This is a genomic window from Mycobacterium sp. (genome assembly GCF_040509115.1).
Taxonomy (GTDB): domain Bacteria; phylum Actinomycetota; class Actinomycetes; order Mycobacteriales; family Mycobacteriaceae; genus Mycobacterium.
In genome coordinates, this window is record NZ_JBEVLO010000023.1 from 1 (window position 1) to 14,427 (window position 14,427).

General features: G+C 68.5%; 10 protein-coding genes and 1 pseudogene. 7 read left to right on the forward strand and 4 right to left on the reverse strand.

From position 1 onward, the window contains the following. From ABW137_RS02205 to ABW137_RS02235, 7 genes and pseudogenes are all read left to right on the forward strand, one after another. Positions 1-885: pseudogene (locus ABW137_RS02205) on the forward strand (hypothetical protein); the annotation flags it as partial. A 44-nt stretch (positions 886-929) separates the two neighbouring features. Next, the gene (locus ABW137_RS02210; RefSeq protein ID WP_526396441.1) at positions 930-1,385 is read left to right on the forward strand and encodes an NINE protein; all 456 of its coding nucleotides are present in this window, start codon (positions 930-932) and stop codon (positions 1,383-1,385) included. Next, positions 1,375-1,788, forward strand: a complete 414-nt coding sequence (locus tag ABW137_RS02215) for a DUF2752 domain-containing protein (protein WP_526396443.1) — start codon at positions 1,375-1,377, stop codon at positions 1,786-1,788. The genes ABW137_RS02210 and ABW137_RS02215 overlap by 11 nt, the downstream gene beginning before the upstream one ends. 83 nt (positions 1,789-1,871) lie before the next feature. Further along, positions 1,872-6,428: a glutamate synthase large subunit gene (gltB, locus tag ABW137_RS02220; protein WP_526396445.1), complete on the forward strand. Its 4,557-nt coding sequence runs from the start codon at positions 1,872-1,874 to the stop codon at positions 6,426-6,428. Then, entirely contained in the window at positions 6,421-7,923 is a 1,503-nt protein-coding gene (gltD, locus tag ABW137_RS02225; RefSeq protein WP_526396447.1) for a glutamate synthase small subunit, read from the forward strand. The genes gltB and gltD overlap by 8 nt, the downstream gene beginning before the upstream one ends. A gap of 50 nt (positions 7,924-7,973) precedes the next feature. Continuing rightward, positions 7,974-9,392: a pyruvate kinase gene (gene pyk / locus ABW137_RS02230; RefSeq protein WP_526396449.1), complete on the forward strand. Its 1,419-nt coding sequence runs from the start codon at positions 7,974-7,976 to the stop codon at positions 9,390-9,392. A gap of 54 nt (positions 9,393-9,446) precedes the next feature. Then, positions 9,447-10,331: an acyl-CoA thioesterase II gene (locus ABW137_RS02235; RefSeq protein ID WP_526396451.1), complete on the forward strand. Its 885-nt coding sequence runs from the start codon at positions 9,447-9,449 to the stop codon at positions 10,329-10,331. Here the strand turns inward: ABW137_RS02235 and ABW137_RS02240 are convergent. From ABW137_RS02240 to ABW137_RS02255, 4 genes are all read right to left on the reverse strand, one after another. Next, complete coding sequence (locus ABW137_RS02240) at positions 10,288-10,713, reverse strand: DUF4190 domain-containing protein (RefSeq protein WP_526396453.1); 426 nt, start codon at positions 10,711-10,713, stop codon at positions 10,288-10,290. The two genes, ABW137_RS02235 and ABW137_RS02240, sit on opposite strands and share 44 nt — an antisense overlap. Then, positions 10,710-12,257, reverse strand: coding sequence for an ATP-binding cassette domain-containing protein (locus ABW137_RS02245; protein ID WP_526396455.1), 1,548 nt, complete (start codon positions 12,255-12,257; stop codon positions 10,710-10,712). Before ABW137_RS02245 ends, ABW137_RS02240 begins: the two co-directional genes overlap by 4 nt. Next, positions 12,244-13,881, reverse strand: coding sequence for a thiol reductant ABC exporter subunit CydD (gene cydD, locus ABW137_RS02250; protein ID WP_526396457.1), 1,638 nt, complete (start codon positions 13,879-13,881; stop codon positions 12,244-12,246). The genes ABW137_RS02245 and cydD overlap by 14 nt, the downstream gene beginning before the upstream one ends. Positions 13,882-13,981: 100 nt before the next feature. Further along, positions 13,982-14,427: cytochrome d ubiquinol oxidase subunit II (locus ABW137_RS02255; RefSeq protein ID WP_526396459.1), on the reverse strand; the 446-nt coding region annotated here is incomplete at its 5' end.

Here is a 14,427-nt window from a genome sequence, read left to right on the forward strand (position 1 = left end):
GGGTCGGTCGAGGGTGACGAAGTCGCCGCGGCTGAGGATTCGGCTGCCGAGGTGCACGCGGCGACAGAGCAGGGCGCCGTGGACGCGGAGGCAGCTGCCGAGGATGTCGCCGCCGAGCCGGAGTCCGCCGAGCCCGAGACCGCCGAGCCGGAGACCGCCGAAGAGGCTGCCGCCGAAGAGGCTCCCGCCGAGGAGCCCGACGTCGAGGAGTCCGCGTCCCGCGAGTCGGCCGAGAACGAGATCGGTGTGGGGTCGGTCGAGGGTGACGAGGTCGCCGCGGTTGAGGATTCGGCTGCCGAGGTGCACGCGGCGACAGAGCAGGGCGCCGCGGACGCTGAGGTAGCTGCCGAGGATGTCGCTGCCGAGCCCGAGTCTGCCGAGCCTGAGTCTGCCGAGTCGGAGTCTGCCGAAGAGGCTGCTGGTGAAGAGGCTGCCGCCGAGGAGCCCGACGTTGAGGAGTCCGCGTCCCGCGAGTCGGCCGAGAACGAGATCGGTCTGGGGTCGGTCGAGGGTGACGAAGTCGCCGCGGCTGAGGATTCGGCTGCCGAGGTGCACGCGGCGACAGAGCAGGGCGCCGTGGACGCGGAGGCAGCCGCCGAGGACGTCGCCGCCGAGCCAGAGACCGCCGCCGCCGAGGACTCCGCCGCCGGTCCCGCCGTCCCGGAAGTCCACGACGCCGTGGCCGAGGAGATCGCCGAGGTTCAGGCCAAGGAGGACGCGCAGCCCGGGGACACGGTCGAGCACGCGACTCCGGCTGACGACGGTGAGCCCGCCGCGGTCGACGTGCCCGAGGTGCACGACGAGGTCGGAGAAGAACTCGTCCCCGAATCGGAGTGGGTCGCCGAGCCGCCGCGCAAGCGCTGGTGGCGTCGACGACGCGGCTGACTTTCGCTGCTCGGGTCGGTCACCCGATCTGGCATGCTTGACGCGTGACCGATCCGTCCAAGTTCGGCGACAACCCCGAGGGCTGGCCGCCCCCATACGGCGGCCCGCCGCCGCCTCCCGGCTATCCGCCGCCGCCTGCCGGTTATCCGCCGCCGGCGAACGGATACGGTGCTCCGCCACCGAGTTACGGCTCACCCGGATTTGGCCCACCCAGTTACGGCTACCACCCGGTCACGGGTGAACCACTATCGGACAAGTCCAAGGTGATCGCGGGCCTGCTCCAGCTGCTCGGCGTCGTCGGACTGCTCGGCATCGGACGCCTGTACATGGGCCAGACGACTCTCGGCGTGGCACAGCTGGTGGGCGGCATTCTGATCACCGTCGTCACGTGCGGATTCGGCTACGTCGTGCCGCTCGTGTGGGGCATCGTCGACACGATCGTCCTGATGACCGGGTCCCCACGCGATCAGCACGGGCGCCTCCTGCGCGATGGAACCTAGCCCCACCACCAGTCACACCGGGACGCGGTACGCCACAATCGGCGGTGCCGCGGTTCTCGTCGGCGCCTTGACGTACATCGGGGTGCGTGACCCGCATGCCCCCGGCTTCGGCTTCCCCACGTGCCCCTTCCACGTCATGACCGGTTGGTACTGCCCTGGCTGCGGGGGCATCCGCATGACGCACGACGTCCTGAACGGCGACTTCAGTGCCGCGCTGGTCGACAATGCGTTCCTGCTTGTCGGGCTGCCGGTGTTGGCGCTGTGGCTGCTGATGCGTCGCCGGTCAGGAAAACGGGGGCTTCCCGTGCTGGGCTGGGTGACGATCACCGTCGCCGCCGTGGCCTGGACCGTAGTCCGCAACCTGCCCGGGTTCCCGCTGGTCCCGACGTTTATTGGCGGGTAGCGCGGCTGGTCCGCTGATACACTCGCCACTCGGGCCATTGCAGTCCTGAAACGTGTTTTCCCGGACTGCGGAGGTACTTGCGAGTGTTGTTCTCGGCGTTGCCAGAGGCTCAGGGTCTGTACGACCCCGAGAACGAGGCAGATTCCTGCGGCGTGGCCATGATCACCGACATCCAGGGACGTCGTTCCCACTCGATCGTCGCCGACGGCCTCACCGCGCTCGAGCATCTCGAGCACCGAGGCGCCGCAGGCGCCGAACCGAACAGTGGTGACGGTGCGGGCATCCTCCTGCAACTGCCGATAGAACTGCTGCGCGAAGTCGTCGACTTCGAGCTGCCAGAGCCAACCGGCGACGGCTGCAACACCTTTGCGGCGGGTATTTGCTTCCTACCGCAGGATCCCGTCGCCAGGCTCAGCGAGCGCGAGCGCATCGAGTCGATCGCCGCCGACGAGGGTCTGGAAGTCCTTGGCTGGCGCGAGGTTCCGGTCGATCCGGACGGCGCGGGCGTCGGCGTGACGGCGCTGGGCTGCATGCCGTACATGGCGCAGCTGTTCGTCGCAGCACCCGAGCGCAACGGATCACGGCCGGGCGGCATCGAACTCGACCGTCGCGTGTACCCGGTCCGCAAACTCGCCGAGCAGGGTGGGGTGTACTTCGCGTCGCTGTCGAGTCGGACGATCGCCTACAAGGGCATGCTCACGACGATGCAACTGCCGCAGTTCTTTTCGGATCTGCGCGACGAGCGCTGTCAGAGCGCGATCGCCATCGTGCACAGCCGGTTCTCCACCAACACCTTTCCGTCGTGGCCGCTGGCCCATCCGTTCCGGTTCGTCGCCCACAACGGCGAAATCAACACCGTCCGCGGCAACCGAAACCGGATGCATGCGCGCGAAGCCATGCTGGCCAGCGCACAGATCCCCGGCGACCTGGCCCGCCTTTCGCCGATCTGCACCCGCGACGCCTCCGATTCGGCGTCCTTCGACCAGGTCCTCGAGCTTCTGCACCTCGGCGGCCGCAGCCTGCCGCACGCCGTGCTGATGATGATCCCCGAGGCGTGGGAGAACAACGCCGACATGGATCCCGAGCGGCGCGCCTTCTGGCAGTTCCACGCTTCCTTGATGGAGCCGTGGGACGGGCCGGCGTGCGTCACGTTCACCGACGGCACCGTGGTGGGTGCGGTGTTGGACCGCAACGGATTACGGCCCGGGCGGTGGTGGCGCACCATCGACGACAGGATCATCCTGGCCAGCGAGAGCGGCGTGCTCGACGTGCCGTCGTCCGAGATCGTCGCAAGGGGCCGTCTCGAGCCGGGCAAGATGTTCCTGATCGACACCGCCGAGGGCAGGATCGTCTCCGACGACGAGATCAAGGGCGCCCTGGCGTCTTCCGAGTCCTACAGCGAGTGGTTGCACTCCGGTCTGCTGGATCTTGCGACCCTGCCCGACCGGGTGCGCGTGCAGCCCAATCACGACTCAGTGGTGCGGCGTCAGATCTCCTTCGGGTACACCGAGGAGGAGCTCAGGATCATGCTGACGCCGATGGCGGCCTCGGGTGCAGAACCGTTGGGTTCCATGGGAACCGACACGCCGGCGGCAGTGCTGTCTCAGCGGTCGCGGCTGTTGTACGACTACTTCGTCGAACTGTTCGCCCAGGTGACCAATCCGCCATTGGACGCGATCCGCGAAGAGGTCGTGACGTCCATGTCACGGGTGATGGGCCCTGAGCACAATCTGCTGGAGCCGTCGGCGGCGTCGGTGCGCCAGATCGTGCTCAAGTGGCCGGTGCTCAACAACGACGAGCTGAACAAGATCGTCCACATCAACGACGACGGTGAGCAGCCGGGCCTCAAGACCAAGGTGCTCCGGGCGCTTTACGACGTAGAGCGGGGCGGTGAAGGTCTTGCCGACGCGTTGGAGGATCTGCGCATCCGTGCGTGCGAGGCCATCGCGAAGGGCTATCGCACGCTGGTCATCTCGGACCGTGACTCCGACCATACGAAGGCGCCGATCCCGTCGTTGCTCGCCGTGTCGGCCGTGCACCACCACCTGGTGCGCACCAAGGAGCGCACGACGGTCGCGCTGGTGGTGGAAAGCGGCGACGCCCGCGAGGTGCATCACATCGCCATGCTCATCGGCTTCGGTGCGGCGGCGGTCAACCCGTATCTGGCCTTCGAATCGATCGAGGACCTGATCCGCGAGGGTGAGTTGACGGGCATCGAGCCGTCGACCGCGGTGCGCAACTATCTCAAGGCGCTCGGCAAGGGCGTCATGAAGGTGATGAGCAAGATGGGCATCTCGACCGTCGCCTCCTATACCGGCGCGCAGGCCTTCGAGGCGATCGGACTCAACCGCGACGTCGTCGACGAATACCTCACCGGCACGCCGACCCAGCTCGGCGGCGTGGGACTCGACGTCCTCGCCGAGGAGGTGAAGCTGCGCCACCGGCGGGCCTACCCCGAGAACCCGACCGAGCGGGTCCACCGGCGCCTCGAGGTGGGCGGCGAGTACGCGTTCCGCCGGGAGGGTGAACTGCACCTGTTCACACCGGAAGTCGTCTTCCTGCTGCAGCACGCGACCCGCACCGGTCGGTACGAGGTCTTCCAGCAGTACTCCGACGAGGTGAACCGGCTGGCCAGGGACGGCGGTGCGCTGCGCGGGCTGTTCGAGTTCAAGTCCGGGGTGCGGGAACCCGTCCCGCTCGACGAGGTCGAGTCCGTCGAGTCGATCGTGACGCGGTTCAACACCGGTGCGATGAGTTACGGTTCCATCTCCGCCGAGGCACACGAGACCATGGCCATCGCGATGAACGCCCTCGGCGGCCGCTCCAACAGCGGCGAGGGCGGCGAGGACGTCGACCGGCTCTACGACCCACAACGGCGCAGCGCGGTCAAGCAGGTGGCCTCGGGCCGTTTCGGGGTGACCAGCGACTACCTGGTGAACGCCACGGACATCCAGATCAAGATGGCTCAGGGCGCCAAACCCGGTGAGGGCGGCCAACTTCCGGGCTACAAGGTGTATCCCAACATCGCCAAGACACGCCATTCGACCCCCGGGGTCGGATTGATCTCCCCGCCACCGCATCACGACATCTATTCGATCGAGGACCTGGCGCAGCTCATCCACGATCTGAAGAACGCCAACTCCCAGGCTCGGATCCACGTGAAGCTGGTCAGCTCGGTGGGGGTCGGCACCGTCGCGGCAGGCGTGTCGAAGGCGCATGCCGACGTCGTGCTGATCTCGGGCTACGACGGTGGCACGGGTGCCGCTCCGCTGACGTCGCTCAAGCATGCCGGGGCGCCGTGGGAGATCGGTTTGGCCGATACCCAGCAGACGTTGGTCCTCAACGGTCTTCGCGACCGGATCACCGTGCAGTGCGACGGTGGCATGCGGACGGCCCGTGACGTCATCGTGGCGATGCTGCTCGGAGCCGAGGAGTACGGCTTCGCCACGGCCCCGCTGGTGGTTGCGGGCTGCATCATGATGCGGGTATGTCATCTCGACACCTGCCCGGTGGGGGTGGCGACGCAGAATCCGGCTCTGCGGGCCCGCTTCAACGGCAAGCCCGAGTTCGTCGAGAACTACTTCAGGTTCGTCGCCGAGGACATCCGAAAGTACCTGGCGGAGTTGGGTTTCCGAAGCATCGACGAGGCCGTTGGCCGGGTCGAGATGCTGGACACCGCTCCCGGGGTCGCGCACTGGAAGAGCCAGGGCCTGGACCTGTCGCCGATCTTCGCTGCGCCACGGGATGCTCACGGCGCCAAACTGACCCAGCGGCGCAGGCTCCGCGATCAGGACCACGCGCTCGAGCATGCGCTCGACCAGACGCTCATCGCACTCGCCGAGGGCGCCTTGGAGGACGCGCATCCGATGCGTCTCGAGTTGCCGGTGCGCAACGTGAACCGAACGGTCGGCACCCTGCTCGGCTCCGAAGTCACGCGCCGCTACGGTGCGCAAGGGCTCCCCGACGACACCATCCACGTCACGCTGACCGGTTCGGCCGGTCAGTCGATCGGCGCGTTCCTACCGCCCGGCATCACGCTGGACCTGGTCGGCGACGCCAACGACTACGTCGGCAAGGGGCTTTCCGGCGGGAGAATCGTCGTTCGACCCGCCGACGACGTGCTCTTCATTCCCGAGGACAACGTCATCGCCGGCAACACGCTGGTCTTCGGCGCCACCTCCGGCGAGGTGTTCCTCCGCGGCCGGGTCGGGGAGCGGTTCTGCGCCCGCAACTCCGGCGCACTTGCCGTGGTGGAGGGGGTCGGCGACCACGCCTGCGAGTACATGACCGGTGGGCGCGTCGTCGTGTTGGGCCCGACCGGTCGCAACATGGCGGCGGGAATGTCGGGCGGCATCGCCTACGTCCTCGGTCTGGATCCGGCGAAGGTGAACCCGGACATGGTGGCCCTGCAGCGCCTGGAAGCCGAGGACCTGACCTGGCTCCACGGTGTCGTCACCGAGCACGAGAAGCACACCGGCAGTACGGTCGCGCGCTCGCTGCTGTCGGACTGGCCAAGGCGCAGCGTGCAATTCACCAAGATCATGCCCACCGACTACGAGAAGGTGCTGCAGGCCACCCGGATGGCCAAGGCCGATGGCAGAGACGTCGACACCGCGATCATGGAGGCAACCCGTGGCTGACCCGTTCGGTTTTCTCCAGGTCGCCAGGGTCGAGGCGGCCAAGCGTCCGGTCGACGAGCGCATCGGCGACTGGCGCGAGGTGTACGAGAGCCAGGACGCCCACCACCGGGCAGGTGAGGTCTCCCAGCAGGCGCGCCGCTGCATGGATTGCGGAATTCCGTTCTGCCACTCCGGAACGGCGGGATGTCCGTTGGGGAACCTGATCCCCGAGTGGAACGACCTCGTCCGTCGTGGTCGGTGGGACGCCGCGAGCGACCGGCTGCACGCCACCAACAACTTCCCGGAGTTCACCGGACGGTTGTGCCCGGCGCCGTGCGAAGCGGCGTGCGTGCTGTCGATCTCCGAGCCCGAGACGGGTGGATCGGTGACCATCAAGCGCATCGAGCAGACGATCGTCGACCAGGCCTGGATGGACGGCACCATCGAACCGCAGCCCGCCGCGATCTCGACCGGGAGGAGCGTGGCGGTCGTGGGGTCCGGTCCCGCGGGGCTCGCCGCCGCCCAGCAACTCACCCGCGCCGGGCACCACGTCACCGTCTACGAGCGCGACGACCGCATCGGGGGCCTGATGCGGTACGGCATCCCCGAGTACAAGCTGGAGAAGGCGACGCTGAATCAGCGGTTGGCGCAGATGCGGGCCGAGGGCACGCGCTTCGTTACCGACTGCGAGGTCGGGGTCGATCTGTCCATCGAGCAGCTGCGGGAACAGCACGACGCCGTGGTGCTCGCGGTTGGAGCACTCCGCTCGCGCGACAACCAGGTCGAGGGACGTGAGCTGGAGGGCGTGCACCTGGCGATGGAGCACTTGGTGCCCGCCAACAAGGAGTGCGAGGGTGACGGCGCATCCCCGATCTCGGCGGCGGGCAAGCACGTCGTGATCATCGGTGGTGGCGATACGGGCGCGGACTGTTTGGGCACGGCGCACCGCCAGGGTGCGGCGTCGGTCACACAGCTGGACTACAACCCGGAGCCACCGGGGCAGCGCGATGATTCCCGGTCGCCGTGGCCGACGTGGCCCATGGTGCTGCGGACTTCACCCGCTCACGCGGAAGGGGGCGCCCGCCGGTACGAGGTTGCGGTGCAGCGGTTCGTTGGGGACGAGCGCGGCCACGTCAGGGCCATGGTGATCGCCGAGGTCAAGGTCGAGCGCGATGCGCAGGGCCGTCGGCACATCACACCGGTCGGCGAGTCCATCGAGATTCCCTGCGAGTTGGCGCTTCTCGCAATCGGGTTCGAGGGTGTCGAGCACATGCCGCTGCTCGACGGGCTCGGCCTGCAGCTCAACAAGCGGGGTGCTCTGCCGTGCGGCTCGGATTGGCAGACTGACGCCCCCGGCGTGTTCGTCTGCGGCGACGCCCACCGGGGCGCGTCGCTCATCGTCTGGGCGATCGCGGAGGGGCGCAGCGCCGCCCATGCGGTGGACGTGTTCCTGATGGGAGATTCGGACCTTCCGGCGCCGGTCAAGCCCAGTGCGCTCCCTCTCGCCGTGGTTTGACCGGTCGTCTGAATCGTCATCTGAATCGATCACGACTATGCTGAGTCAACGTGAGTAGACGCGGAAAGATCGTCTGTACGCTAGGCCCGGCCTCATCCTCGGATGAGCAAATCAAGGCCTTGGTCGAAGTTGGCATGGACGTGGCACGGCTGAACTTCAGCCATGGTGACCACGCCGATCACGAGGTCGCCTACAAGCGGGTCCGCGCGGCGTCGGACGCCACGGGGCGCGCCGTCGGCATCCTCGCCGACCTGCAGGGACCCAAGATCCGGCTCGGCCGGTTCGCCGACGGACCGACCGTGTGGGTCGCAGGGGAGACGGTGCGGATCACCGTCGAGGACATCGAGGGCACCCATGACCGGGTCTCGACCACCTACAAGGAGCTGGCAAAGGACGCCGTAGCCGGCGACCGCCTGCTCGTCGACGACGGCAATGTCGGCCTCACCGTCAGCGAGGTCGACGGCAACGACGTCGTCTGCATCGTCACCGAGGGTGGCAAGGTCAGCAACAACAAGGGCCTGTCGCTGCCCGGTATGAACACGTCCGTGCCCGCGCTGTCCGAGAAGGACATCGACGACCTCAAGTTCGCCCTGCGCCTCGGCGTGGACCTGGTGGCGCTGTCCTTCGTGCGGTCACCCGCCGACATCGAGCTGGTGCACGAGGTGATGGACGAGCTCGGCCGTCGCGTTCCGGTGATCGCCAAGCTGGAGAAGCCCGAGGCGGTCGAGAACCTCGAGGCCATCGTGCTGGCCTTCGACGCCATCATGGTCGCCCGCGGCGACCTGGGCGTCGAGCTGCCGCTGGAGGAGGTGCCGCTGGTCCAGAAGCGGGCCATCCAGATGGCCAGGGAGAACGCCAAGCCGGTCATCGTCGCAACCCAGATGCTGGAGTCGATGATCGAGAACTCCCGGCCCACCCGCGCGGAGGCCTCCGACGTGGCCAACGCCGTGCTGGACGGCACCGACGCCGTGATGCTCTCCGGCGAGACGTCCGTGGGAAAGTACCCGCTCGAAGCCGTCAAGACGATGGCGCGCATCATCACCGCTGTCGAGCAGAACTCGACCGCGGCGCCGCCGTTGGCCCACGTGCCGCGGACCAAGCGGGGCGTGATCTCCTACGCCGCCCGCGACATCGGCGAGCGACTGGACGCCAAGGCGCTTGTCGCGTTCACCCAGTCGGGGGACACGCTCAAGCGGCTGGCCCGGCTGCACACGCCGCTGCCACTGTTGGCCTTCACGCCGCTGCCCGAGGTGCGCAGCCAGCTCGCGCTGACGTGGGGCACCGAGACGTTCATCGTCCCGCACATCGAAACCACCGACGGGATGATCCGTCAGGTCGACGAGTCCCTGCTGGCGCTCGGTCGGTACAAGCGGGGTGACCTGGTGATCATCGTGGCTGGTGCTCCTCCAGGCACAGTAGGCTCGACCAACATGATCCACGTGCACCGGATCGGCGAGGACGACCACTAGGAGTGACGTGCAGGCTCGCGTCCACGAGAGCTTGCGCGCGCAGAGCGGCACCTCGTGAGTAGGTCGGATCTGGAAGAGCTGCTCTCGGTACTCGAGCTCCGTCGCGTCGACGACGACACGTTCACGGGTCGGCATCCGAGCAAGAACCCGATCCGGACGTTCGGCGGGCAGATGATGGCCCAGGCGTTCGTCGCGGCCAGCCGCACGTTGAAGCACGCATTGCCGCCCAGCGCGCTGTCGGTGCACTTCATCGCTGGCGGTGACCCGGAGCGTGATCTCGAGTTCCACGTGGTGCGACTGCGCGACGAGCGTCGCTTCGCGAATCGCCGCGTTGACGTCAAGCAGGGCGACGTGCTGTTGGCGTCGGCGCTGGTGTCGCATCTGGCCGGCGGCCGTGGCCTCGAGCACGGCGTGCCGGTGCCCGACGTCGCCGAACCGCTGTCGGTGCCGAGCATCGACGATCTGCTGCTCGGCTACGAGGAGACGGTTCCGCTCTTCGTGGCCGCACTCAAACCGATCGAGTGGCGCTATACCAACGATCCGGCATGGGTGATGCGGGACAAGGGGGAGCGGCTCGCGCACAACCGGGTGTGGATCAAGGCCAAGGGGGACATGCCCGCCGATCCCGTGATCCACGCCGCCGCACTGGTGTATTCGTCGGACACCACGGTGCTCGACTCGATCATCACCACCCACGGACTGTCCTGGGGGTTCGATCGGATCTTCGCGGTGACCATGAACCACTCCGTGTGGTTCCACCGCCCGGTGCATTTCGACGACTGGGTGCTGTACTCCACCTCGTCACCGGTCGCGGCGGAGTCGCGCGGGTTGGGCAACGGCCACTTCTTCGACCGCGAGGGCCGGGTGCTGGCGACGGTGATTCAGGAGGGAATCGTCAAGTACTTTCCTGGCTCGTCGGCGACGGCGGCTGCAGAGTGACGCCAAATTCCTTCTGAATGTTGTCCAGCCAGCTGTCCCGGCATCCGTCCAGCGCGCGCTGATCGGTGCCGGACCTGACGACGCAGTCCAGATACTCCGAGCCGTCGGAGTCACGCCATGCGCTCCACCAAATCACCGCGAAGGCCACCGAGGCCACGATCGCGAGGGCGCCGAGCGCGGTCCCTGCGGTGGCGACGGCTCCGTTGTTGGCCTCGCCGCGGGTAGCCCGGCCGCGACCAAGGACGCCGAAGATGACGGCCACCACGCCGCAGGCGATTCCGCCGACCACCGACCAGCAAATCAAGAGACCGCCGACTGCGACGACGAGGGCCGCGGTCCCGAATCCGTTTCGGGGGCCGAGTCCGCGTGGCGGTGCAGTCATGACATCAGAGGGTAGTGGGCGCGACCGAGGTCCAAGACTTCGCAGCCCACTGCCGCGGGGAGGTGATGGGTCGCAACGACGACGGTTCGGTGCGCTGCGAACAGTCGTCCCGTGGTGAGCAGGTCCCGCAGGATGGGCTCGGCGTCGGCCGCATCGAGATGTTCGGTGGGTTCGTCGAGCAGGACGACGGGGAAGTCCGAGACGACGGCGCGGGCGAGCAGCAGTCGACGCCGCTGACCCGCCGATACCGCCGCGGCACCGCCAGTCAGAAGGGTGGCCAGGCCGTCGGCCAGACCGTCGAGCCAGGCCCCGAGCCCGACGGCGCGCAGCGCCGCCGTCAGCTCCTCGTCGGTCGCGTCACCGCGGGCCACCAGCAGGTTGTCCCGCACGGTCGTGTCGAAAAGGTGCGCGTCCTCGGCGAAGAAGCCCACGGCCGGGCCGGCCAATTGTGGTGCGGCCAGGTCGGCCAGTGCCATCAGTGTCGAGGTCTTGCCGCTGCCGCTTTCGCCAATCACTGCCAATCGCTGGCCGCGCTGAAGTTCCGGCAGGTCGACTCGGGGCCGTTGCCGTGCCACGGGGTCTGGCGCGATGAGTTCGTGCAGTCGCCGGGCGGCGATCCGGGATCGAACCAGCTGGATGGCGGCCGCGGGTAGGGCGGTGGTGGCTTCGAACGCCGACAGCGGCAGCAGCGCCAGGATCGCGAGGGTGGTCGGGGCCACGGACGAGGCCAGGGAGATTCCCACGACGATCGCGCCGAGCACGCTGGCGCCGATCGCGGCCGTCGGCGCGGCTGCGGCGAATGCGGCAGGCAGCGCCGCACGGTCGGAGGACTCACCCCAGTCTCGTTGCAAGCGAACCGAATCCGAGATGGTGGCGTCCAGACGCCCGCTGACTCGTAGCTCCGGAGCGTGTTCGAGGGCCAGCATGGTTGCCGTATCCCGGGCGGCGTGGTGTCGGGTGGCCACGTCTTCGGCGGCCGCAGCGGCGCGGGCGGCCAGCCACGGCGCCAGGACGCCTGCGATGATCAGGCAGCCCAGCAGCAGGGCGGCGGCAGCGGGGGAGATGACGGCGATGACCACCACCGAGACGGTCGACAGGATGGCGGCCACGGCGATGGGGAGCACGGCGCGCACCAGCATGTCTGACAGTTCGTCGACGGACGCGCCGACGCGGGAGGCGATGTCGCCCTGGGGGAGTCGCATCACCGTGTCGGCGGGACCGCGGGCCAGCGCGCGGTATAGCCACGCCCTGGCGGTGCCCGCGGCGCGCAGGGCCGTGTCGTGGGAGGCCAGTCGCTCGCAGTAGCCGAGGACTCCGCGGGAGATGCCGAGTGCCCGCACCGCGACCACGGCGACCGCGAGGTCGAGGATCGGCGGCATCTCCCAGGCCCTGGCGATCAGCCACGCCGAGACGCCCGCCAGCGTCAGGGCGCTGCCGAGGGAAAGAACCCCGAGGCACACCGCGAGGGCCAGTCGCGGCAACCGGGGCCGCAGCAGGCGCAGGCCCGTCACCAGCGGATCATCGCGGAACTCAGTGCGAGACAAGGCCGCTCCCCATGGTTTCGGAGCTGACCGTGATCACGCTGTCGCCGATCGCGAGGACCGGCTGACGGTGACCGACCACGACGACCGTGGCGCCCTCGTCGGCGAGCTCGCGGATCGCCCGCAGTGCATGCGCCTCGGACGCCGCATCGAGGTGCGACGTCGGTTCGTCGAGCAGCAGCACCGGTTTGGCCGCGCCGAACGTCCTCGCCAGGGCCAGTCGCTGGCGCTGGCCAAGGGAGAGCCCGGTGCCGTCGCGTCCGATCACCGTGTCCAACCCGTCCGGCAGCGACGCCAGGACGTCGTCGAAACCGGCTCGGCGGCAGGCGGTGTCGAGATCAGAGAGGGGTCCGAACAGCTCGAGGTTGGCGCGCACCGTACCCGGCACCAGGGCTGGACGTTGCGGCAGCCAGGCCACCCGGGCCCACCACGTCGCCAGATCGAGGTCGGCGACGTCCACACCGCCGATCAGTACCCGGCCGCTGGTTGCCGGCGCAAGGCCGAGGACGAGGTGCAGCGCGGTGGACTTTCCCGCTCCGTTCGGTCCGGTCAGGACGGTCAGCGTGCCCGGTGCGAAGTCGACGGACAAACCATGCGGGGCGTCACCGTGTCGACCGCGCACGCCGACCCCGTCGAGGCTGATCGCGTTGCCCACGGGTGGCTCGGTTCCGCGGTGTGGCGGCGGGGCGCCGTCGAGCAGCGCCGCGGCCCTATCCGCGGCGGTCTTGCCGTCCTGAGCGGCGTGGAACTCCGCCCCGACCCGGCGCAGCGGCCAGAACACCTCGGGGGCAAGCAGCAGGGCGGTGAGCGCGGCCGCGAGTGTCACCTCGCCGTACACCAGGCGCAAGCCGACGCTGACGGCGACGAGCGCGACTCCCAGGGTGGCCAGGAGCTCGAGAACGAGCGCGGACAGGAAGGTGATCCGGAGCGTGGCCATCGTCGAACGGCGGTGCGCGGCAGCCAGTTCGGTGATCCGATGTTCTGGCCCATCGGCCCTGCCGAGCGCGCGCAGGGTGGGGATGCCCGAGATCAGGTCGAGCAGCCGCGACTGCAGTGTGGTCATCGCCTTGAGCGAGGCGGCCGACCTTTCGGCGGTGACGAGCCCGATGAGGACCATGAACAGTGGGACCAGCGGAAGCGCGATGACCACGATCACGGCGGCCTGCAAGTCGTAGTAGGCCATCACCAGGACTGCCGCCGGTGTCAGGATGCCCGCCTGGATGGCTGCGGGCAGATAGCGGGTGAAGTACGGGCGCAGCGAGTCGAGGCCACGGGTCAGCAGCACCGCCGCCTCGTCGTGTCGCACGGTGAGCTCCCGCGGGGGGAGCGACGTGACGGTGCCGAGCAGCTGCGTGCTGAGGTCGGCGATGGCGGCCGTGGCGCCCCGTTGGCTCAGTCGTGCCTGCAGCCACTGAGCCACCACGCGAACCGCCCAGAGCGTCAACAGGATCGAGAGATGAGGTGCCCAATGTTCGAGCGTCCTGGTTGCGGGGTCGGTGACGACTCCGGCCAGGACGTGGGCCAGGAGAACGGAGCAGGCGAGCGCCGCGAGTGTGATCACCAGGCCGCAGCACACCGATGCGGCAAGGTAACGCCGCACCGCTGCCCCGACGGCTAGTCGTTTCATGCTGCCCCGACGGCGAGTCGTCTCATGCTGCCCCGACGGCTAGTCGTTTCATGCTGCCCCGACGGCGAGTCGTTTAATGCTGCCCCGACCGCTAGTCGTTTCATGCCCCCCCGGCCAGACCGATGGGTGCGGGGATGCGGGCAGCCGAGATCCGTTGGCGGAACACCCAGTACGTCCACGCCTGGTAGGCGATCACCAGCGGCGTGAAGATCAGCGCGGCCCACGACATGACCTTCAACGTGTATGGCGACGACGATCCGTTGTGGATCGTGAGGCTCCAGTCCGGATTCAACGTCGACGGCACCAGGTTGGGGTACAGCGCCCCGAAGAGCAGGATCACCACTGCGGCAACGACGGTCGCGGTGCAGGCGAACGCCCAGCCGTCGCTACCGCGGCTCCACACCAGCATGACGGCCGAGATCTGGGCGACGACCGCGACGCCGAGGACCAACCACGTCCAGTCCTTGCCGTACGCGAGTTGGGTCCACAGTCCGAACCCGGCGACCACGACGGTGACGGGCAGGGCGAGGCGACCGGCGAATCCGA